The organism is Gilliamella sp. B3892, from assembly GCF_026536305.1.
Taxonomy (GTDB): Bacteria; Pseudomonadota; Gammaproteobacteria; order Enterobacterales; family Orbaceae; genus Gilliamella.
On record NZ_JAFNOK010000006.1, the window covers coordinates 98528 to 119752 of the forward strand.

Annotated in this window: 22 protein-coding genes; 11 read left to right on the forward strand and 11 right to left on the reverse strand. The window is 34.6% G+C overall.

Annotated elements, in window-relative coordinates; translation table 11 throughout:
- Positions 1-99 precede the first annotated feature (99 nt).
- From J3U74_RS07770 to J3U74_RS07785, 4 genes are all read left to right on the forward strand, one after another.
- Positions 100-1884, forward strand: a complete 1785-nt coding sequence (locus tag J3U74_RS07770) for a DUF262 domain-containing protein (RefSeq protein WP_267329324.1) — start codon at positions 100-102, stop codon at positions 1882-1884.
- Between the two features lie 232 nt (positions 1885-2116).
- The gene (locus tag J3U74_RS07775) at positions 2117-3394 is read left to right on the forward strand and encodes an MFS transporter (RefSeq protein WP_267329325.1); all 1278 of its coding nucleotides are present in this window, start codon (positions 2117-2119) and stop codon (positions 3392-3394) included.
- 12 nt (positions 3395-3406) lie between these two features.
- A complete protein-coding gene (pdxY, locus tag J3U74_RS07780) occupies positions 3407-4279 on the forward strand; it encodes a pyridoxal kinase PdxY (RefSeq protein WP_267329326.1) in 873 nt (290 codons plus the stop codon).
- Between the two features lie 160 nt (positions 4280-4439).
- Positions 4440-5021, forward strand: coding sequence for a hypothetical protein (locus tag J3U74_RS07785; RefSeq protein WP_267329327.1), 582 nt, complete (start codon positions 4440-4442; stop codon positions 5019-5021).
- Between the two features lie 359 nt (positions 5022-5380).
- Here J3U74_RS07785 and J3U74_RS07790 read toward each other — a convergent pair whose 3' ends face one another.
- On the reverse strand, positions 5381-5824 hold the full coding sequence (locus J3U74_RS07790; RefSeq protein ID WP_267329328.1) for a hypothetical protein: 444 nt from the start codon (positions 5822-5824) through the stop codon (positions 5381-5383).
- Positions 5811-6140, reverse strand: a complete 330-nt coding sequence (locus J3U74_RS07795) for a hypothetical protein (protein ID WP_267329329.1) — start codon at positions 6138-6140, stop codon at positions 5811-5813. Before J3U74_RS07795 ends, J3U74_RS07790 begins: the two co-directional genes overlap by 14 nt.
- A gap of 207 nt (positions 6141-6347) precedes the next feature.
- On the opposite strand from J3U74_RS07795, the gene J3U74_RS07800 reads away from it, so the two are divergent.
- A complete protein-coding gene (locus tag J3U74_RS07800; RefSeq protein ID WP_267329330.1) occupies positions 6348-7103 on the forward strand; it encodes a nucleotidyltransferase domain-containing protein in 756 nt (251 codons plus the stop codon).
- Between the two features lie 16 nt (positions 7104-7119).
- Positions 7120-8181 (forward strand): DNA polymerase beta superfamily protein, encoded by a 1062-nt coding sequence (locus J3U74_RS07805; protein WP_267329331.1) that lies wholly within the window; start codon positions 7120-7122, stop codon positions 8179-8181.
- Positions 8182-8262: 81 nt separating this feature from the next.
- Here the strand turns inward: J3U74_RS07805 and treC are convergent, their stop codons facing one another.
- From treC to treR, 3 genes are all read right to left on the reverse strand, one after another.
- The gene (gene treC, locus J3U74_RS07810) at positions 8263-9936 is read right to left on the reverse strand and encodes an alpha,alpha-phosphotrehalase (protein WP_267329332.1); all 1674 of its coding nucleotides are present in this window, start codon (positions 9934-9936) and stop codon (positions 8263-8265) included.
- Positions 9937-10011: 75 nt separating this feature from the next.
- Entirely contained in the window at positions 10012-11439 is a 1428-nt protein-coding gene (gene treB, locus J3U74_RS07815) for a PTS trehalose transporter subunit IIBC (RefSeq protein ID WP_267329333.1), read from the reverse strand.
- 165 nt (positions 11440-11604) lie between these two features.
- Positions 11605-12576: a trehalose operon repressor TreR gene (treR, locus tag J3U74_RS07820; RefSeq protein ID WP_267329334.1), complete on the reverse strand. Its 972-nt coding sequence runs from the start codon at positions 12574-12576 to the stop codon at positions 11605-11607.
- Positions 12577-12782: 206 nt separating this feature from the next.
- On the opposite strand from treR, the gene J3U74_RS07825 reads away from it, so the two are divergent.
- A complete protein-coding gene (locus tag J3U74_RS07825; protein ID WP_267329335.1) occupies positions 12783-13331 on the forward strand; it encodes a hypothetical protein in 549 nt (182 codons plus the stop codon).
- Between the two features lie 87 nt (positions 13332-13418).
- On the opposite strand, the gene J3U74_RS07830 is transcribed toward J3U74_RS07825, so the two are convergent.
- Positions 13419-13703 carry a winged helix-turn-helix transcriptional regulator gene (locus J3U74_RS07830; RefSeq protein ID WP_220219668.1) on the reverse strand — a complete coding sequence of 95 codons (285 nt, stop codon included), beginning with the start codon at positions 13701-13703 and terminating at the stop codon, positions 13419-13421.
- A gap of 227 nt (positions 13704-13930) precedes the next feature.
- Here J3U74_RS07830 and J3U74_RS07835 point away from each other — a divergent pair, with 227 nt between their 5' ends.
- Positions 13931-14566 carry an NAD(P)-dependent oxidoreductase gene (locus J3U74_RS07835; RefSeq protein WP_267329336.1) on the forward strand — a complete coding sequence of 212 codons (636 nt, stop codon included), beginning with the start codon at positions 13931-13933 and terminating at the stop codon, positions 14564-14566.
- A 64-nt stretch (positions 14567-14630) separates the two neighbouring features.
- On the opposite strand, the gene flhA is transcribed toward J3U74_RS07835, so the two are convergent.
- The 5 genes from flhA to flgA all read right to left on the reverse strand — a co-directional run bounded on the left by flhA (position 14631) and on the right by flgA (position 19439).
- Entirely contained in the window at positions 14631-16721 is a 2091-nt protein-coding gene (flhA, locus tag J3U74_RS07840; protein ID WP_267329337.1) for a flagellar biosynthesis protein FlhA, read from the reverse strand.
- A gap of 16 nt (positions 16722-16737) precedes the next feature.
- Entirely contained in the window at positions 16738-17868 is a 1131-nt protein-coding gene (flhB, locus tag J3U74_RS07845; protein WP_267329338.1) for a flagellar biosynthesis protein FlhB, read from the reverse strand.
- A gap of 143 nt (positions 17869-18011) precedes the next feature.
- Positions 18012-18446, reverse strand: a complete 435-nt coding sequence (locus tag J3U74_RS07850) for a flagella synthesis protein FlgN (RefSeq protein WP_267329339.1) — start codon at positions 18444-18446, stop codon at positions 18012-18014.
- Between the two features lie 23 nt (positions 18447-18469).
- Positions 18470-18769 (reverse strand): flagellar biosynthesis anti-sigma factor FlgM, encoded by a 300-nt coding sequence (gene flgM / locus J3U74_RS07855; RefSeq protein WP_220218364.1) that lies wholly within the window; start codon positions 18767-18769, stop codon positions 18470-18472.
- Positions 18770-18848: 79 nt separating this feature from the next.
- Entirely contained in the window at positions 18849-19439 is a 591-nt protein-coding gene (flgA, locus tag J3U74_RS07860; RefSeq protein WP_267329340.1) for a flagellar basal body P-ring formation chaperone FlgA, read from the reverse strand.
- Positions 19440-19663: 224 nt separating this feature from the next.
- Here flgA and flgB point away from each other — a divergent pair, with 224 nt between their 5' ends.
- From flgB to flgD, 3 genes are read left to right on the forward strand one after another with little or no spacing between them, the layout of a single operon-like run.
- Positions 19664-20074 carry a flagellar basal body rod protein FlgB gene (gene flgB, locus J3U74_RS07865; RefSeq protein WP_220218362.1) on the forward strand — a complete coding sequence of 137 codons (411 nt, stop codon included), beginning with the start codon at positions 19664-19666 and terminating at the stop codon, positions 20072-20074.
- Between the two features lie 5 nt (positions 20075-20079).
- Positions 20080-20484 (forward strand): flagellar basal body rod protein FlgC, encoded by a 405-nt coding sequence (gene flgC / locus J3U74_RS07870; RefSeq protein ID WP_220218361.1) that lies wholly within the window; start codon positions 20080-20082, stop codon positions 20482-20484.
- Positions 20485-20497: 13 nt separating this feature from the next.
- On the forward strand, positions 20498-21217 hold the full coding sequence (gene flgD / locus J3U74_RS07875) for a flagellar hook assembly protein FlgD (RefSeq protein WP_220218360.1): 720 nt from the start codon (positions 20498-20500) through the stop codon (positions 21215-21217).
- Positions 21218-21225 lie beyond the last annotated feature (8 nt).

Genomic DNA, 21225 nt, shown 5'->3' on the forward strand with positions numbered 1-21225 from the left:
TCTTTTTATATTAGTAAGATTATATTAAAATTAAGTTAGATATGATTATAGTATTATTCTAATTATAGAATTAATTAGTTGTTAGCTTAGGGTAAAACAATGTCCAATTATCAAACGCCAATCACAATCAAAGATGCATTAACTCATATACAACAAAGAGAATACTTGTTACCATCGATTCAACGTGAATTTGTTTGGGGACAAAGTCAAATTGAGGTTTTATTTGATTCCTTAATGAGAGGATATCCGATTGGTACATTTTTATTTTGGCGGGTTGATAAAGATGGTATAAATAATTTTCAGTTTTATGAGTTCCTAAAACATTATCATGATCGTGATCAGTTTCATAATGATAAGGTAGAAAATTTAGACAAAGAATCTATTACAGCTATCTTAGATGGGCAGCAGCGGTTAACTGCCTTATATATAGGTCTTATGGGAACATATGCAGCCAAATTACCCTATTATCGCGTAGATAATGATCATGCTTATCCTAAGAAACAATTATATTTAAACTTATTCTATAGGCTTACAGATGAATTAGAAATGAAATATGAGTTCAAATTTCTAACTCAATCAGAAGCTACAAAAGAATCAGAAGATTGTTTTTGGTTTCCTTGTCACCAAATACTAGAATTAGCTGATATGAGTAAGATTTCAATGTTTTTGATGAAACAAGGGCTGATGGATACATCTAAATATACAGAAAGTCAGTCTGAATACGCTATAAAAACTTTAAATGAATTTTATAATATCATTCATCAAAAAGGTACAATTAGTGCATATGTGGAAAGTGATAATAAACTTGATAAAGTTTTACAAATATTTATTCGGATTAATAGTGGAGGAACTAAATTAAGTTATTCAGATCTTTTATTATCCATTGCAACAGCTCAATGGATGGAAAAAGATGCTCGAGAAGAGATACATTGTTTAGTTGATGATTTAAACCAAATAGGCACATCCATAAATTCTATCCCTTTTCATTTTAACAAAGATTTTATATTGAAATCTTGCCTAGTTTTATCTGATTTAGATGTGAAATTTCAGGTGGATAATTTCACTAAAGAAAATATGAAAATCATAGAAGGAAATTGGGAAAAAATTCGTAATGCTATAATTCTTTCTGTTAAATTAATTTCAAACTTTGGTTTTAATGGTGATAGCTTAACGACATATAATGCTGTGATACCTATTGCTAATTATATTTATTATAATAATTATGACAATAAGTTTCTGATTTCAAGTCATTATCAAGGTGATCGACAAAAAATTAAAGAGTGGTTGGCTAAAGTTATACTTAAAGGTATTTTTGGTGGTACACCTGATGCGATTTATCCTGTTATAAGGCGATTGATAAAAGAGTCTCCTTTCTCATTTCCGTTAGAATCCATAACAGAACATTATAGAGGTCGACAGCGCTCTATCATATTTGATATGGACGAATTAGATGCTTTATTAGAATTGAAATACAATGATAAAAAGACATACTCTTTACTAATGTTGCTATATCCATCGATTAATCAAACTTTTATTTATCACAAAGATCATTTACATCCTCGATCTCACTTTAATAAAGTTAATTATCGTCTTTTAGGACTTACAGTTGAAGATACTATTTTCTATGATAATTATAAAGACCGTATTGCTAATATTCGGTTATTACCAAATACACAAAATCTTGAAAAAAGAGATATGACACTACAAGCATGGGTTGAACAAAATTTTGATAACCAAAATGCTATTCATCATTTTTTAAAACAACATCATTTATCTGAGAATGTATCTCTTGATTTTAAAAATTTCAAAGAATTTGTTTTAGAACGTGAAAAATATATTAAGCAGGATTTACTTGATATATTGAATATTAAGCCGAGTCTTTAAATTCAATAAATTATTAATTTTATATCCAGTAAAATTTTAGCGGTTTTAGGTAAATATAAATGTACTTTAATTTTTATATTCAGAATTTAAACTTATAAATAAAATACTGGATACATTCCTTTAATTATAATCTTTACCCCACCTTTTCAGATAACAAATTGTGAAATCACTCATTTTATGCTAGTTTCATCGTTATCACTTACATAAAATATTGGTTAAACCAAGGTTGCTTATGTCAAATTCATCGGCTAAAAAAGTCGCTTTCGCTGCTTTTATCGGTACCACCATTGAATGGTATGATTTTTATATCTATGCGTTAGCATCGGTATTGATTTTTGGTCAGCTATTTTTTCCGTCTGATAACGAGTTTGTACAAATTTTAGGGGCATTTGCTACCTTTGCAGTAGGTTTTTTATCCCGTCCTTTAGGTGCAATGTTATTTGGGCATATTGGTGACCGTTTAGGGCGTAAAAAATCACTTATTATCACTTTGCTTTTAATGGGGACGGCGACCACTTTTGTTGGGTTATTACCGTCTTATCAACAAGCAGGTATTTTGGCACCAACGTTATTGGTTGCGTTGCGAGTTTTACAAGGTGTTGCTGTTGGTGGTGAGTGGGGTGGTGCCGTATTGATGACTAATGAACATGCGCCGAAAGGATTGAAAAACTTCTTTTCATCCTTTGCTCAGTGGGGAAGCCCAGCAGGCAATATTTTAGCATTACTGGTTTTTTCTTATATTATTCGTTTACCTGTTAATGAACTGATTGATAGCGGTTATTGGCGTATTCCTTTTTTAGCCAGTGCGATTTTGTTAATTATTGGCATTATTGCTAGAGTGACGTTAACCGAATCGCCGGTTTTTGTTGAAGCATCTAAAAAACAAGCGGACTTAAAGCAAGAGTCAGCACCGATTATTGAAGTATTTAAAAAAGCATTGCCATTATTAATATTAGCGATTGGTGCTAATGTGCTGTCATTTAGCGGTATCTTTTCCAATACCTTAATGATTGGTTATACTACTTTGGTACTTGGTGTCGAAAAATCAGTGATAGTTGATGCACTGTTTTGGATCGCTATTGTCCATTTTGTTGCTCAACCGTTTATCTCTTATTGGTCAGAAAAATTCTCGGCAACACGCTTTTTGATTTGTACAGCAATATTGGCAATGGCATCGGTATTCTTGTTATTCCCGATTATAAATTCAGGCACAAAAACCAGTTTTATTATTGGGATTTCGCTAAATGTGATTTGCTACAGCGGCTTTTATGGTGTAATAGCTGGGTATTTGAGCCGTATTTTCCCTGCCAGAATGCGCTATACTGGGTTATCAATGAGTTATCAAGGATGTGCGGCTATTTTTGGTAGCTTAATTCCAATGATAGGTGGTTATGTTATTTATACCTTCAAAAGTTTTTGGTTACCCTTAGCCTTATTTTATTGCGGTTTAGCACTGATATCCATTATCTGCATCTACTTGTTAAGCAAATATCGTTATTATGATGAATAATAAGGTCTATATATGAAAACTGTTTTATCAATTCAGTCCAATGTTGTTTATGGTTATGCCGGTAATAAAGTGGCGACACTAGCGATGCAATTGCAAGGTGTCGAAGTGATGCCAATTCACACCGTTCAGTTATCGAGTAATACGGTTTATCCACATTATGACGGCATTGTGCTGGGCGCTCAGCAAATTACTCGAATCGTCAATAGTTTGGAAAAAATTGGCGTATTGTCATCCATTGACGCCATTATTTCGGGCTATATTGGACTTGCCGAACAAGGTGAAGAGATCCTTGAGGCCGTAAAAAAGATAAAATTTTATAATCCTAATGCGATTTATGTTTGCGATCCGGTGATGGGGGGCGACATCAATAAAGGCAGTTCCTTACCACAAAATATTATTGATTTCTTCACTAAGCAAGCAATCAAATACGCTGACTATATCACGCCAAATTTATTGGAGTTACAGATATTATCGAATCTGGAAATCAAAACCTTTAACGATGTGCTTAACGCGATAAAAACACTGCAAAATAAGCCGATTCAAGCCATATTGGTTAAAAATCTGCTGCATGCCGGTAAAACGACTGAATTATTTGAAATGATTTTAGCCACACCATCACAAAGCTATCATCTGGCTCGACCATTATATGATTTTCCACACCGTCCATTAGGCGTGGGCGATTTAATTTGTAGCCTGTTTACTGCCCATTTAGTCAATGGACAATCCCAATTAACCGCCTTTGAACTCGCTGCCAATGCCGCTAATCACGTTCTCGACATCACCAAACAACAAAATGCTCGAGAGCTGGCGATTATTGATGCCCAGCAGTGGATTAAACAGCCGGATTTGAAGTATAGGGGCGAGTCGTTAGGGTTATTTAGGTGATACGATCTATCTTTTCGTTTTTATTGCTTTTATTTAAATAACTATTATTTAATTTTATTTCCTAATTATAATGTGTTAGTGTATTTAGAGTAATAGTTTCACAAACAATATTCCTAAAAGTATAATACAGATAGAATTAGGATTACTAACAGGAGATTGAATGGCATTACCATCTGAATTTAGAACAGATAAAATGATTTTTCTTGAAGAAAAATTCAGAAATTTTCAAGTGGATGAACTTGAAAATTTAACAAATGAAGATTTTAGATTATTAGGTATGTATATACAAACTTATAATTTTATAGATTTAAATATTCAGCGTTGTATTATCCTACTTAAAAATAAAGCATTGTTAATCTTTGATAAAAAAGAAAGACAAGACATTCCTAATTTGATTGATAAATTTATCAATTGTTTAGATCAACTCAATTTGGAAGAAGAACAAAAATTTGAAGCTACAGAAAATTTGACCGAAATAAAGTTGCGTAGAACTATTAGAAATGTTTTTGCTCATTTTGCATGTAAAAGAATTCCTAATCAAGATGCATTTGTATTTATGACAAATACACCTAAAGATATAAAAAAGGTCTATGGGCACACACAAATACCTGATGATTACATTTTATATGCAATTTTTGATATTGCGAATGTTAGAGGACTAATTGGACATGTTTTAAAATATGAAAATTGGTTAGCTAAATTTACTTCATTAATAATTAAAAAACTCAATTCAAATCAATAAAAAAACAAATTAATAACCACCACACTAGGTATATAAACTATATTTGTGTGTATTTATTTTGCCTTAGAACTAATCACCATGATGATTGTAATCAGCTTATTAGACATTATTGTCAAAATTGGAATTGATTTTGCAAAAAATTAAAAGATTGTAAATAACTAAGTATCACTTACCATATTGTCCTTATAAGCGCTGTATTATTCTACATATTACTTATTTTCAAAGTAAACAATACTCAGTTGATATCTATTTATTTATTTAATAAACATAAAATATTCAATAACAACAAGGTAAATCATTGGGTCTCACTAATATTTAAAGTGATTGAAGATTTTTTGTTAGTAAGTTCGGACAATTAATTATTGCTTCAACACAATCTTACTTAATATTTTTTGTATCCCACCGATAGAATAATGACAGCATAATAAAATTGCCGGATAGATTATAAAATTAAGGGTTATCATTGATGTGATACCTAACATCCCCATAATAAAATCTAGATTAAAAGCAAATTTATTCGTATCTTCCATTACTAACATTGGGACAATAGGCGGCATTGCGGGAATTATAATACCAATTGGCACGCCGAAAATCACTAAAGTCATCGGTCTTTTTATTTTATTTAAAAGAAAGATTGAAATCAGAATAAAACAGAAATAACACAAACCATAACATATCAAATAATATAATTCTGGTGGTAAACGATGATGTTTTCTTATAATTATTGAATAACACCATTGGTAACTTAGATAGGCACCGATAAAATTAAATAAAACGATAATTACTAAATTAATTATTTTCACTAACTTGTCCTTTTTTATCTTCAATCTCTTTTACCGCTTCTTCTAAAGAGCCAGGCATATAATAAAGTCCTTGTAGACCATATTCATCTAAAACAGATGAAATGGCATATGCATCATATGGGAAATAAAAAGGAGCAATTGCATAATTACCATTAATCATTCTTTTTTTAATATTCAGCGCTTGATCTTGTGTTAATGTGATTTCTGGTTGAGAAACATAAACAACATTTTGTGTGTGGTATTTTACACATTGTTCTATTGAATAGGATGCGTCCATCATCATAAAAAATTCTCCTTGTCCTCGATATTGTCGCATATACTTTCTATTAAGATCAAAAATTATGAGTTGATGGCTAGAGTGGATTTTATTTTAAATACAACACTTTAATGCTAAAAAAAGTTACAGCCCGTTTTTGGTTAAAATGATTTCAGATTTGAAGCTTTTTATCATAAATAGTCATGGTTAATTAATTGATTATCAATGATAATGAATAAAGTGTGTCAAAATTAAGGAATAGTTAAAATGGAACGGCGAATAAAACAAAAAATTACTGAATTAGAAAAACAATATCATATCCATATTTTATACGCTTGTGAGTCGGGTAGTCGGGCGTGGGGATTTCCCTCGCCAAATAGTGATTATGATGTGCGTTTTATTTACGTTCATCCGTTGGATAAGTATTTAGCTATTGATAATCCTTCATCACATTTAACTTTTCCTGTAGATGATGAATTGGATTTACAAGGTTGGGATCTGAAAAAGACGTTACAGTTAATACGTAAGTCCAACACCACACCATTTGAATGGCTACAATCTCCAATTATTTATCATCAAAATGAAGCCATTGCAGGTCAACTGTGGCAACTGTGTGCCCACTTTTTTAATGCGCGTGGTAATATTTATCACTATTTAGGTATTGCCAAAAGTGCCTTACAAAATCTTGATGGGCAGCAGATTGGCATAAAAAAACTGTTTTATGTGCTAAGACCACTATTGTGTGCTGAATGGTGCCTAGAAAAACGGCAAATTGCGCCCATGTCAATCATTCCGTTATTAACGTTGTTACCGGACAGTTTGCGCCAGCAAATTAATGATATTATTACATTAAAAGCAACCATGGTGGAATCAGCGCCGATTACCATTGCGCCAGAAATCTTGTTGTTTATTGAACAATCAATGATTGATATCTCTGAACAAGTTCAATCTATCTGCGAACAACATTTTAATGCAGATAAATTAGATCAATTTTTTAGGCAAACATTAATGACTTTAAAATAGCGTTGAGGGAGACTTAATGACAATTGATGATTTAAAAGCCCAAAATCTTATTTTGTTTGAAGTGATTAGTGGTAGTCGTTCATTCGGATTAGCTACCGAAACATCGGATACGGATATCAAAGGAGTGTTTTATTTACCTAAAGATAAATTTTATGGACTGGAGTATATTCCGCTAATTAGTAATGAAACCAATGATATTGTCTATTATGAATTAGGACGCTTTGTCGAGTTATTACTAAAAAATAATCCGAATATTTTAGAAGTATTGGCTTCTGCACCAGACTGTATTTTATATCAACATCCGATAATGCAGCAGTTAACCCTTGATCTATTTCTATCTCAGCAAACTAAACAAACCTTTGCTCACTATGCCATGTCACAAATTAAAAAAGCCAAAGGATTGAATAAAAAAATTAATAATCCCGTTGAGGTGAAACGTAAAACAGTCCTTGATTTTTGTTATATCATTCAAGGTCAGCATGCTTATCCTCTCACCAATTGGTTAAATGAAAAGCATCTTGATCAACACTTATGTGGTTTAGTGAATGTGCCACATAGTCGAGATTTATATGCACTTTTTTATGATGCATCGGGAGATTGCGGTTATCATGGCATTATTCAGCATGATGATTCGACTGAACTGTGCTTGTCGTTGGTGAAAGAAGGCACCCCAGTAAATGCTTACTTAAGTTTTAATCGTGATGGTTTTTCATCGCATTGTCGTGATTATAAGGCTTACTGGCAATGGGTTGCCGAACGTAATGAGCAGCGTTATCGTAGCAATATTGAAAATGGTAATGATTTTGATGCTAAAAATATGATGCATACCATTCGCTTATTACAAGTTGCTCACGAAATAATGACCAAAGGCACCATTACCAATAAATGCGCTAATCGTGATGAACTGCTCGCCATTAAAAATGGTCAATTAAGCTATGATGAGATTATAAATATGGCCGAATCATTACTGGCTGACATTGAAACCGCATCACTAATATCATCACTACCTGAACAACCTGATTCAGCTAAGGTATTACAGATTTTGGTTAACATGCGAGAGTCGTTGTATCAATATTAGTCGGTATGATGAGATTAAACAGCGTAATCTTTATTGATTACGCTGTTACAGACTTTTATTAAAAGCCAATAGTTAAAATTATTAATCTTCGTTCAATAGAAAATACATCGCTTCGTAAGGTTGCAATGTTAATTCCGATTTTAACGTTGTTTCATTTTGGTAATTACTCAACAACTTTTGCCAAGAACTATTTTCTAATGCTTTAGACAATTGCCATTTAACCCTATTTTCGGTCAGATTGGCTATCACAAGTAACGTTTGATTATTCCAATGTCTGATATAATACCAACAATCAGCATTATCAGGCGTTAGATCTTGATAGTCACCGAAAATAAAGATCGGGTATGTTTTGCGTAATTTGATTAAAGTTTGATAGCAATAAAAAATGGAATTAGGATCGTCAAGTGCTGCCTTCACATTGATTTTCGCGTAATTGTTTGCCACCTCAATCCAAGGTTTACCTTGACTAAATCCGGCGTGGGCGGTGTTGTCCCATTGCATTGGTGTTCGGCTATTGTCCCGTGATTTACTGGCAAGAATCGCTAACATATCAGACTCTGACACACCTTCGGCAATTTTTTCTTGATAGATGTTAAGACTTTCCACATCTTTATATTGCGAAATATGGGTAAAATGGGGATTGGTCATCCCAATCTCTTCACCTTGATAAAGATACGGCGTGCCTTGTAGTCCATAAAGAATCATTGCCAGCATTTTGGCCGATTCGCTGTGGTATTGGTCTTCATTACCTAAACGTGACACAATGCGAGGTTGATCGTGATTACACCAGAAAATCGCATTCCACGCTTTACCGTGCATACCCACTTGCCAATAGCCAAGTATCTTTTTGAGTTCAAGTAAATCAGGTTTAGCCAGCGTCCATTTTTCCCCATTTGGATAATCAATTTTTAAATGATGAAAATTAAACGTCATGGTCAACTCTTTGCCATCCAATGCGGCATATTTTTGACAGTTTGCAAGCGTAGTAGACGACATTTCCCCCACTGTTTTTAAACCATTAGGTTGAAAAACCTCTCGGCTTATCTCTTGCAAAAATTCGTGTATTTTCGGGCCGTCCGTATAATATATTCTTCCGTCACCTTGCACGTCATCCGGAAAGTCTTGCTGTTTAGAGACTAAATTAATCACATCAAGCCTTAATGCATCGACGCCTTTATCCGCCCAAAATTGACAGACATTTTTAATCTCTTGGCGAACGGTTGGATTTTCCCAATTGAGATCGGCTTGCTGTTTTGCAAACAGGTGTAAATAGTATTGTTTAGATTGCTCATGCCACTGCCAGGCTTTGCCGCCAAATTTTGACCGCCAATTGTTAGGTTCTGAGCCGTCAGCTTTGGCGTCTTTCCAAATATAAAACGATCGAAATGGACTGTTTTTATCTAAAGCCGATTTAAACCAAGGATGCTGTGTTGAAGTATGGTTAAATACCATATCCATCATAATCCGGATATCACGTTCATGCGCCTGCTTCACCAATAATTCAAAGTCGTGCATCGTGCCATAAGCTGGATCGATATCATAATAATCTGATACATCATAACCATTATCAACTTGCGGAGAAGGATAAATTGGCGTTAACCAAATCGCACTAATTCCCAGATTTTTAAGATAATCTAATCGACTTATAATACCTAATAAATCCCCCGTTGAACTTGCACCACTGGCTTGAAAGCTTTTGGGATAGATTTGATAAATAGTACCATTTTGCCACCAAGGGATTTCGTTCGTATTCATTGTTTGCTCTTTATGTTTAATCTGACATGAATTAACCATTCAGTAATCGAATGGTTAACGGTTATTAAATCGTGTTTAGCGAATCTCTAATGTGCCTTTTTTCAATTTCAATTTATAAACAGCTGCTGTTAAAATAATTGGCACAACTATTGCCACCAACATAGCTAAGGCATAAATTCCCCAATAAACGGGTTGAATCGATAAGATGCCAGGTAATCCGCCGACACCAATACCATTTGATAACACACCATATAAACCACAGATTAACCCAGCACTAGCAGCTCCAATCATGGCGCAGAACATTGGGAATTTATAGCGTAAATTGATACCGTACATAGCTGGCTCAGTTACACCTAGGTAACCTGATATTGCCGCAGGTATGGAAACTTCGCGCTCATTATGTTTTTTACTGATTAGAATGATGCCAACAACGGCTGAGGCTTGAGCAATATTAGATAAGGCAATGATTGGCCAAATCGGTGTACCGCCCATACTTTCTGTCATCTGCATATCGATAGCTAATGTAGTATGGTGAATTCCAGTAATAACCAACGGAGCATAAAAGAATCCAAAAATTGCCGAGCCAATGAAGGCATAATCACCAGTCATTAAATATTTAACCACATAAGCAATACCATTGCCTAACATTCGTCCGATTGGTCCTAAAAGAAAATGTGCAAGGACGACGGCTAATAGTAGTGATACGATTGGGACAATCACTAAAGTTAGGTAATTAGGGACAATTCTACGTAATCGAGTTTCAATCCATCCTAACGCTAAACCGGCAAAAATTGACGGTATAACTTGTGCCTGATAACCAACTTTAGCAATAGTAAACCAACCAAAATCCCACACTTCGGGAACGATTTTCCCTAGATTATAAGCAGTCATCAGTTGTGGGGAAACCAATGTTATCCCTAAAACGATCCCTAACACAGGGGAACCGCCCATTTTTTTGACTGTAGACCAACATATGGCTACCGGTAGAAAATTGAAAATCGCTTCACACAGTAACCAAAGAAAACTATGAATAGGTACCAACCAAGTATAAGTGTCAGTAAGCGGTTTATCGTTGATAGTTGGCATGTCACCAATCACATTACGCAAGCCAAGTAATAAGCCGCCCGCAATCAGTGCGGGTAATAATGGGACAAAAATTTCAGCTAAATTTGAGATTAACCGTTCAAACCATGACATATTTTGCTTAGCTGCAGCCTTTGTTTGCTCTTTGTTGGCTTCATCTAAATTTAATTGTTCAATAAGCACTTTGTAATAGCTATCAACATTTGTGCCGATAATGACTTGAAATTGTCCGGCATTACTAAAACAGCCTTTCACAAAAGGCAGCTCTTCAATTGCTTCGATATTGGCTAATTTAGGATCTGCTAAAGCAAATCTGAGCCGAGTTAAACAATGGCTAACACTGGCAACATTATGTTTCCCACCAACAAATTCAATTAACTGCATAATTGATTCTGTTGTGATATTGGAATCTTTAGCCATAGCAGGCCTCCTTTTCTTTTGCACTTGTACATTTTTAATGTGATCAATAATGTGGCTATTTTATGATAGGGTTTAAGCATAAAATGAATTTGATAACTAATAAATGGGAACGTTCCCTTTTTGTGATTCAATTCACATTTTTATTAATATTTGGGGGAGATAAGTCTATTTTGACGTGTTAAATAAACAAGATGTCACAGTAATGGTTTTATATTCAACTTTACCTTTTAACATAGCCAGTAATTCTTGCGCAGCATAAGTGCCTGCTTTATCAAACCCTAGCTCAACCACTAAAGTATTAGCAAATAAGAATTGAAGTAGTTCACTATTACCAACACTCGCAACGACAATATGTTTTAACTGATTTTCGGCTAAATATTTGTTTAAACCTAAAGCAATACTGTCTGTCGCACAAATAATAGCGCACGGTGATTTTTTTAACACGGATGCGGCAAGATCATAACCGGAGCGGTAACTCAATTTGCTTAAAGCGGCATTAGGTAAAAGTTGCTGTTTATGGCAAAAATCAAGATAAGCTTGGTAACGTAATGCGCCTGTAGTTTGATCTTGTTGCTCGACACCAATAAAAGCAATGTCTTTAAATTTTTTTTCAAAATATAAATGGTTAAGTAGCTTAATTACTGCACCCGTATCATCATAACAAATACAATTATAGTTAGAAAAAGATCTTGCTATGATGACACATTTGCGTTGCCAAAATGATAATAATGAGTGTTCAAGCCCGTTGAAAGCAAAAATGATTACTCCGTCAGCTTGTTTCTCATTTAACATGGAAAGATGTTCCGATACCTTTGTAACACAAAATTGGCTTTCAATGATTATTGGGTCATAGCCAGATTGGTAAAAAATAGGTAGCATACTTCGAACAGCTTGATTTTCAGACATTGAATCAAGCCGAGTGACAATAATACCAATCACTTTATTACCATAACCTCGCATTGCTCTAGCTGATTTGGAGGGCGTAAATTGATACTGTTCAATAATGGCATTGACTTTATTACGTGTTGCCTCTTTCACCATAGGATCATGGTTAATTACTCTTGAAACCGTTGATTTGCTTACACCACTAAGTTTAGCAATATCTTTAATGGTTAAATGGCTCAATGACTTGCTCATAATAAATTTACTGAATAAAGATCAATTAAATTATAGTAATATAGTTTTAACAAAATTGCGATATGGTGGCAGGTTGGTTGATATTTAAATATATGCAATATTGCTTATATTTTATTTAAATTCAGTGGTAGAATTAGATTAAAGTTTGACAAGTTCTTGGTAATACAATTTAACTCAATCTGTAACTTTACTAAAAGCCATTAGACATGAAAAAATTACATTTACTTTTGACTTACACTTCCGCTCTGTTTTTGTTGAGTTTATCTGGATATGCCTCTAGTGATGACACGAAGAATACAACCATAACAGAACAATTTAGATCAGCTTTATTATGTCAGTTAAAGCCTTTTGCCATAGAAGATAAAAAGATCATCGCTGAACTTGAAAAACAAAAAATTACTATAAAAAACAAAAAACAAGATAGTATAACTGAAATCGAATACCATTTTGAGCAACCTATCAAAGTCAAGAATGTATGGGTGAATATGATTCGTTATGAAAGCGATAATTTCATCACTTCTTTTTATGCTAAAGCCAAAGGTGATATGCACAAGTTCGCTAAATTGATTGAGGTTAACCCTATATTACGCAGCTGTGAAGAACCTATTCCTTTGAATGATACAGACATATTCCGAAAGGAAATTACCCCTATTACCGACAACAATCTTTACCCAGATACAATCGTTATTGGTCAGGATAAAGACTCAAAACCGGATGAATTTTATTTCATTTGTTCTAAATTTGATGCTAATTAGCCATCATTTTTTGCTTAATGAAAATCATGCTATCAATTTGCTAACATTACTTATGCATAGATAGAAAAAACTTTTTATCACTAAAACCTACTTTTTACCCTGTTTTAATTGATAAGCACTTCCCCACGCCAACATAGCGTCATGCACTTGTTTTAAACTTTGCCCGACATCGGTCAATGTGTATTCAACTTTAGGTGGTACTTGGGCATAGACTTTGCGGCTGACTAAGCCGTTTTTTTCCATTGTTCTTAGATGTTGAGTTAATACTTTCTGTGACACACCATTAAGTGATTTTTTTAATTCACCAAAGCGTTTTGTACCTGTTAATAAATCACGAACAATTAAGACTTTCCATTTATCGCCCATTAGCATTAATGTGGTTTCAACCGGGCAGGGTGGTAAATTTTCATTACTTAACACGCTGATAATTTCCTTAAAATTCAACAATAGTTACTAAATAGATACTATATTACTATATGGTACCTACTTTACAATGGAAACTTTGAATATTAATCTAAATATATTCGTTTTTTGATCAACATGTTAAGTCAAAAAGTGTTAACCAAAATTTTATTTTGATAATATTAAAGGAGTAGACCATGAAAATTGCGGTCATTGGTGCGAGTGGTAAATCAGGTAGTTTAATCGTTAAAGAAGCAATTGCGCGTGGGCATGATGTGACGGCGATTGTTCGTAATCCAAATGCGCATGTCGATCCTAATGCAAAAGTTCTCGTTAAAGATCTGTTCGAACTTACTTATGAAGATTTGAAACCTTTTGATGTGATTGTTGATGCATTTGCCACATGGAGTCTTGAATCACTGCCTCAACATCAAACCAGTTTAAAACATCTTACTGATATTTTAAGCGGTAAACCTAATCGTTTATTAGTCGTTGGCGGTGCCGGTAGTTTATATGTTAATCCACAACACACTATTCGTTTAGTTGATACCCCAGAATTTCCCGAAGAATTTAAACCGTTAGCCAATAATATGGCCAAAGCACTAGATGAGCTTAAAAAATGTCAGGATGTAAACTGGACTTACTTAAGCCCTGCGATTGAGTTTATTGCCGACGGAGCAAGAACAGGTCACTATAAAGCCGGTAATGAGCAGGTCTTGTTCAATTCGCAAGGACAAAGCCGGATCAGTTATGCCGATTATGCTATTGCCATGATCGATGAAGCTGAAAATGCCAAACATATTAAGCAACGTTTTACGGTAGTGGCTGAGTAATATATAGGGTAAACCTTACATTCAATATTGTTTCATTTTATGTAAGGTTTTAACAGATAATTTATTAACTATCATCCCCAAGTTGCGTTGTCATTTTAATCTCTCTATTATCCGTAATTTCTAAATTTGATAATACCGCTAGCTGTGGAAAGCTTGGTCTTAAAAATTGCGATAGCATTGGTCTTAATGTGTGATTAACTAATAATACCGGCGGAGCACCGATTGCTTCTTGTTGATTAATTGCTTGCTGGACTTGTTGAATAATATGTTCGGCTAATCCCGGTTCAACGTTGTTAGTGTTTTGCATTGCTTGTAATAACAAACGTTCTAAATTGACATTCAGTCCAATGACATTAATTGGATCTGTACCGGGAAACCATTGTTGAGTAATAACTCTTCCTAAAGCGATTCTAACAATGCTCAGTAACTGATAAGCATCATTTTGGTTTGGTGCATGTTCACTTATTGTTTCAATAATTGTTCGCATGTCACGAATTGATACTTTTTCCGCTATTAGATTTTGTAGAACTTTGTGAAATGTCGTTAAAGACACCACGCCCGGAATAAAGTCTTCGATAAGTTTGGGCACTTCTTGTTTTATGCGTTCAAGTAATTCTTGAGTTTCTAAACGCCCGAGTAGTTCACTGGCAAATTGTTGTAATAAATGATTGAAATGAGTTGCAATCATGGTGCTAGTATCCACTACGGTATAACCTAAAATTTGGGCATTTTCTTTATTGTTTTCATCTATCCAAATTGCCGGTAATCCAAAAGCAGGTTCAGTGGTTGCGATACCTTCGATGCTATCTGTAACATTACCGGGATTGATCGCAAGCCATTTATTATTCATTATCTCCCCTTTACCGATTTCTCCGCCTTTGATAAATATTTTATATTGATAAGGAGCTAAAGAAAGATTGTCACGGATATGGACTTGTGGCGGCAAAAAGCCAAATGTTTGGGCAAACTTTTTGCGTAGGCTACGGATTCGTCCTAATAATTCACCATTTTGTGTTTGATCAACCATTGGAATCAGCCCATAACCGACTTCCATTGCCAATGTATCCTCAATATTGACATCAGACCAACTTGCTTCGTTATTTGCTGGCGTTGTAGCTGGTGCATCAGTGTTTAAGGTGGTACTTTTCGGTTTTGCCTTTTGCTGTTTAGTTAACCACCATGCAATAAGTGATAAAAATGCAGTGAAGATTAAAAAAACCATATTTGGCATGCCGGGAATTAATCCAAGTAAACCAATCACAACCGCTGTTAAGATTAAAACTTGTGGATTATTAAATAGTTGATTGAGCATCTGTTCACTGATATTTTCTTGTGATGAAACACGTGTAACAATCACACCCGCTGCGGTTGAAATAATCAGCGACGGTATTTGGGCAACCAGACCATCACCAATGGTTAATAATACATAAGTTTTACTGGCGTCAGATAGCGTCATATCGTGTTGCATAACACCAACGAGTAGGCCACCAATAATGGTGATTGCCATGATGAGTAGGCCAGCAATCGCATCACCACGGACAAATTTACTTGCCCCATCCATTGAGCCATAAAAATCGGCTTCTTGAGTTACCTCAGCTCGTCGGGATTTGGCTTCGTCTTCGTTAATTAAGCCGGCATTGAGATCGGCATCTATCGCCATTTGTTTACCCGGCATACCGTCTAAGGCAAAACGCGCCCCAACCTCTGCTATACGACCAGCGCCTTTGGTAATAACCATAAAGTTAATTATGACTAAAATAATAAAGACAACAATACCGATTGCAAAATTACCGCCTACTAAAAAATGCCCGAATGCCTCAATGACCCGCCCAGCAGCTGCACTACCGGTATGTCCTTTTAATAATACAACACGAGTTGAGGCAACGTTTAAAGATAAACGTAATAAAGTGGCAAATAATAAAACAGTGGGGAACGCCGCAAAATCAAGAACACGCTTAGTAAATAGCGCCACAATTAAAATAATAATGGATAAAGCGATATTAAAGGTAAAAAATAGATCCAAAATAAAGGCTGGTAAAGGCAGTACCATCATCGACAGGATCAATAAAATAAGCATCGGCCCGGCTAATATTTGGTAGTGACCATTTTTTAGAGTATTAATTGATAATAAATTCTGTAGTTTTGATTTCAACATAACAAAAGTGATTGCCTTATTTATTCACGGTGAATGATTCAGGTATTGGTAGATTATTCGGTGCTATAGGTTTATTACCACCATATTTATACCAATGTTTTAATTGATAGACCCATGCCAAAATTTGAGCAACGGCGGTATATAACTCAGCTGGTATGGTTTCACCAATTTCGCCGTGTCGGTATAGCGCACGTGCCAGTGGTGGCGCTTCTAATTGTGGGATGTTATGCTCGTTTGCAATTTCTTTAATCCGCAAAGCAATTTTATTCGTGCCTTTAGCCAATAATTTAGGTGCAGCCATGGTTTTTTCGTCGTATTGTAATGCGACAGCATAATGGGTTGGGTTAGTAACAATGACATTTGCTTTCGCCACATCTTTCATCATTCGTCGTCTTGCTACTGCCTGTTGCATTTGGCGAATACGCCCCTTGATTTGTGGGTTGCCCTCTTGCTCTTTAAATTCGTCTTTGATCTCTTGTTTAGACATTTTCAATTTTTTCAGATTGCTCCAGAGCTGATAAAAAATGTCAAAACTAACCATTGGAATTAAAGATAAAACCGCCAATATCCCACAAATTATTAAAAGTTGTACTACCTTTGCTAAGGCATTATTTAGATACATATTGGGCAGTGCCAACATGTCAGGAAAGTGGTGTAATAAAAACAGCGCAGAAGTGATAGAAATTAAAATAACTTTCAAGACACTTTTGAGTAATTCAGAGAAAATTCTGCCACTAAATAATCGTTTAAATCCGGCAATGGGATTCAATTTTTTAAAATTAGGTTTAATAGATTGCAGACTAAACAGTAAACCACCAACTCCAGTTGGAGCAATGATTGCAACGATAACTAAAGCACAAAAAATAGGTAAAATAGCCCAAAAACCGGCGGTCAATAGATTGACTAAATTAAATATCATTAGCTTATCGTCGTCGACTCGATAAGATACCTTCATTGCCGTTTGGATAATGGTTATTAAGTTTCTGACTAAATTTGTCCCCATACTCCAAAATAACATAATGCCAACGAGTAGTATAATTAACGATGTTAATTCACGAGAACGAGGAATCTGTCCCTTTTCTTTAGCTTTTTTTATTTTGCTATCGGTGGGTTGTTCACTTTTATCTAAGTCACTATCGTCAGCCATTTTGGAATTAAATACCGATTTATGGTCTAATTAGGGTTTTTGGTCGTAATAGTATGAACGCAACTTGGAAAAGTTGTTGGCTTGAAAAGACCATAATTTACAGGGTATTTATCTCGTTTACAGATTAACTATTCAAAGGTGAACTAAACTTTAGCTCGTTTTGATGAAATCGTTTCGTTTTGTTGGTAACCATTATTGGTATAAACAACGGGATTATTTAAGCTTCTTAAATGATTTATGGTTTGCTCTGTGATATTTAAGCGATTTTGAATAATCATGCCATTATCACGATTGATTTGAGCAAGCTGTTTGGTTGTCTCAGTGATTTTTTGCCACTTTTTAGCGAGCTCAGGAACTTGGCTATAGGGTGTTTGAATCTCAAATTGTTTGCTTACTTTGATGCGTTGCTCATCGAGTAATTTTAGCTCGATAAGGAGTTTACTTTTTTGATTGATTATTTCATTTAGCTGATTAATTGAACTTTTATTAGTCAATATTTGTTGTTCAGTTTGTAGGATATCTGAAAGTGTATGCAACATGACTGTTACTTTAGTTAAGATGTTATCTAATTCTAACATTTTTATTTTCCTTCAAACCTAAATTAGCATTTCATATCTTCAATTGTTTGTTTAATCAGCTCGTCGGCAATTTTGTCGGGGTTTATCACTAAGCTTCCATTTGTTATCGCTTGTTTGATGTTGTTAACTTTTTCCATATCAATGTCACTTTGGGTAGATTGTAAAAGTGTCATTGTATTTTTGCTTAAACTTACGTTAGTACTTTGTGATGCGTTGTCTTTGGTTTGCACCGATGCATTTTTATTTTTATGCTGTTCAACTGATACATCTCGGCTAAGTACCCCAGATATTGTTGTCACTAATTTAGTCGCCTCTATACTCATAAAAATTCCTTTGATTTATGTTGAGGTTTAAATAATCTGTTTAGTTCAATTATCGGCAAAAATCAGAAAATCATTAATTTTATTTGTTAAGAATTGTTATACCTTGCTCGGTAACCAGACCTTCAACAATATTACCTGATTGAAGTTTAATGTTAATAAGATCATCTAAAGCCCCATTACTTAATGCTTTACCATTAGTTGCAATTAAATATCCATCACCATTGATCATCACTTTTACTATCTGTCCAGCTTTAATGCGCCAATTTTTTTGTAGCATTGCCGATTTGAGTGGCTCTTCATTATTGATATTGCGTATGGCTATTTTATTTATAATTTCAGCTTTATCGATAATAACACTAGCCGGTAACTGATCTAATTGACCAGATCGCATTTTAATATGATCTTCCGTAATTTGTGTACCGGCGCTTATTGGTTGGTTGGCTACAAAATATTTGCCTATCACAGATACATATATTTGAATGTATTGTGTCGTTTTGTTGCATTTAGCGCTCAAGGTCATATTTCCCCAATATTTACTTTTATTGAGTAATGTGAATACCGGAAAATCGCATTTAAAAATGGGTTTAGTTGAAAGGTACTTAATATCTAAGCTATCAATTTCTTTGATGCTCAATTGTTGTAATACGACATCTTTAATTTGTTTTTTCATTAAGTCAGCAAAACAAATATTACTGCTAAGTAGCAATAAAGCGAATAATGTAAATCTCATCATTATCGTCATAGTGATTGGCTTTTAAAAATTCCATGACTGAATTCTACTTCATCAAAACCGGATTGAATGTAGAAATAAGGACAATTTTTATCTTTATTTGTACGATGAGTTTTTTTTTATTCACTTAAAATTCTTTTCATCAAGAAAGATGAGATGATTTTATGTTAAATAAATTAGATACTTTTGTTAATTTTCATCAACAAGCATTAAATATTCGCAACCAGCGTCAAGAGATATTAGCGGCAAATATTGCCAATAGTGATACGCCTAACTATCAGGCTCGAGATATTGATTTTAATCGTGAATTAAAAAAGGCTATTAATCATCAGCATAATATTAATCATGTCACACTCAATATTACTGCCAAAAATCATATTCAAGTCAATTCATCAAATCAGTTTAATTATGATCTTCTTTATCGAGTTCCTTATCAAGTGTCTGCTGACGGTAATACGGTTGAAATGGATCATGAACGAACAGCTTTTATGGATAACGCTATCCATTATCAAAGTAATTTAACCTTTTTAGGTGAGCAGTTTAAAAATGTAATGGCAGTATTGCAGCAAGGATAACGATAATGAGTTTTTCAATTTTTTCGATTTCGGGTTCAGCTTTAATGGCACAGTCGCAACGAATGAATGTGAGTGCCAGTAATTTAGCCAATGCCGATAGTGTCACCAGTACTTCCGGTCAAGCATATCGAGCTAAACAAGTCATTTTTCAGGTTGATAATTATGGGGATCCCAATCGTGTTTCTGGTGTAAAAGTTGCTCAAGTGATAGATGATCCAACACCAATGAACTTAGTTTATCAGCCCAATCATCCATTAGCCGATGAGCAAGGTTATATTCAAAAACCGAATGTCGATCCGGTTGCCGAAATGGTAAACACTATTTCAGCCTCTCGCAGTTATCAAGCTAATGTTGAAGTGATTAATACGGCAAAAAGTTTAATGCTAAAAACACTGACTTTAGGACAATAATAGGGAGTGGCTTATGGGGATTTCTAATGTGTCTGTTTCTGAATCATCTGCGACAAAAAGTCCACAATCACTGCAAAAAAGCTCATCTGACGGTAATTCCAGTAAAGAGCTACAAGATAATTTCTTAACTTTGCTCATTGCACAAATGAAGAATCAAGACCCAACCAATCCAATGGATAATAGCCAACTAACATCACAATTGGCGCAAATTAATACGTTAGCCGGTATTGAAAGGCTTAATACGACACTGGGTATGGTTTCCGGTCAAATTGATGACAGCTTGTCGGTTAATGCCAGTAATATGATTGGTAAAGGCGTTATGGTGCCCGGCAATAAAATATTGGTTGCTACTTCTGATATTGAAGGTTCTAAAACTGAAAAAGAAACCATTACAACACCATTTGGGTTTGAGCTTGTTCGTGATGCTGACTCAGTCATTATTACCATTCAAGATGAAAATGGCAATGTGGTACGAGAAGTTGATTTGGGCGCAATCCCTGCTGGGGTAAGCTCATTTACTTGGGATGGTGAATTAAATGACGGCACAACAGCACCCGACGGGAGTTACACATTTACCGTTAAGGCAACCAGCGAAGGGCAAAAAGTGTCATCAACTGCATTATCTTATTCAGTTGTCTATGGCGTTATTAATAGCAAGGTTAACAATAAAGTATTACTTGATTTAGGAATACTCGGTTCAATTAGTATTGACGAAGTTCGTCAAATTCTTTAAAGGAGATA

What these genes read in the sequence shown, in the direction of transcription:
- J3U74_RS07800 (WP_267329330.1), top strand. Translation starts at nt 6,348, where the DNA reads ATGGAACGGCGAATAAAACAAAAAATTACTGAATTAGAAAAACAATAT.
- flgB (WP_220218362.1), top strand. Translation starts at nt 19,664, where the DNA reads ATGTTAAATAAATTAGATACTTTTGTTAATTTTCATCAACAAGCATTA.
- J3U74_RS07835 (WP_267329336.1), top strand. Translation starts at nt 13,931, where the DNA reads ATGAAAATTGCGGTCATTGGTGCGAGTGGTAAATCAGGTAGTTTAATC.
- flgD (WP_220218360.1), top strand. Translation starts at nt 20,498, where the DNA reads ATGGGGATTTCTAATGTGTCTGTTTCTGAATCATCTGCGACAAAAAGT.
- J3U74_RS07850 (WP_267329339.1), bottom strand. Translation starts at nt 18,446, where the DNA reads ATGTTAGAATTAGATAACATCTTAACTAAAGTAACAGTCATGTTGCAT.
- J3U74_RS07825 (WP_267329335.1), top strand. Translation starts at nt 12,783, where the DNA reads ATGAAAAAATTACATTTACTTTTGACTTACACTTCCGCTCTGTTTTTG.
- J3U74_RS07830 (WP_220219668.1), bottom strand. Translation starts at nt 13,703, where the DNA reads ATGCTAATGGGCGATAAATGGAAAGTCTTAATTGTTCGTGATTTATTA.
- flhA (WP_267329337.1), bottom strand. Translation starts at nt 16,721, where the DNA reads ATGTTGAAATCAAAACTACAGAATTTATTATCAATTAATACTCTAAAA.
- J3U74_RS07805 (WP_267329331.1), top strand. Translation starts at nt 7,120, where the DNA reads ATGACAATTGATGATTTAAAAGCCCAAAATCTTATTTTGTTTGAAGTG.
- flhB (WP_267329338.1), bottom strand. Translation starts at nt 17,868, where the DNA reads ATGGCTGACGATAGTGACTTAGATAAAAGTGAACAACCCACCGATAGC.
- flgC (WP_220218361.1), top strand. Translation starts at nt 20,080, where the DNA reads ATGAGTTTTTCAATTTTTTCGATTTCGGGTTCAGCTTTAATGGCACAG.
- treC (WP_267329332.1), bottom strand. Translation starts at nt 9,936, where the DNA reads ATGAATACGAACGAAATCCCTTGGTGGCAAAATGGTACTATTTATCAA.
- J3U74_RS07775 (WP_267329325.1), top strand. Translation starts at nt 2,117, where the DNA reads ATGTCAAATTCATCGGCTAAAAAAGTCGCTTTCGCTGCTTTTATCGGT.
- treR (WP_267329334.1), bottom strand. Translation starts at nt 12,576, where the DNA reads ATGAGCAAGTCATTGAGCCATTTAACCATTAAAGATATTGCTAAACTT.
- flgA (WP_267329340.1), bottom strand. Translation starts at nt 19,439, where the DNA reads ATGAAAAAACAAATTAAAGATGTCGTATTACAACAATTGAGCATCAAA.
- pdxY (WP_267329326.1), top strand. Translation starts at nt 3,407, where the DNA reads ATGAAAACTGTTTTATCAATTCAGTCCAATGTTGTTTATGGTTATGCC.
- flgM (WP_220218364.1), bottom strand. Translation starts at nt 18,769, where the DNA reads ATGAGTATAGAGGCGACTAAATTAGTGACAACAATATCTGGGGTACTT.
- J3U74_RS07770 (WP_267329324.1), top strand. Translation starts at nt 100, where the DNA reads ATGTCCAATTATCAAACGCCAATCACAATCAAAGATGCATTAACTCAT.
- J3U74_RS07795 (WP_267329329.1), bottom strand. Translation starts at nt 6,140, where the DNA reads ATGCGACAATATCGAGGACAAGGAGAATTTTTTATGATGATGGACGCA.
- J3U74_RS07785 (WP_267329327.1), top strand. Translation starts at nt 4,440, where the DNA reads ATGGCATTACCATCTGAATTTAGAACAGATAAAATGATTTTTCTTGAA.
- treB (WP_267329333.1), bottom strand. Translation starts at nt 11,439, where the DNA reads ATGGCTAAAGATTCCAATATCACAACAGAATCAATTATGCAGTTAATT.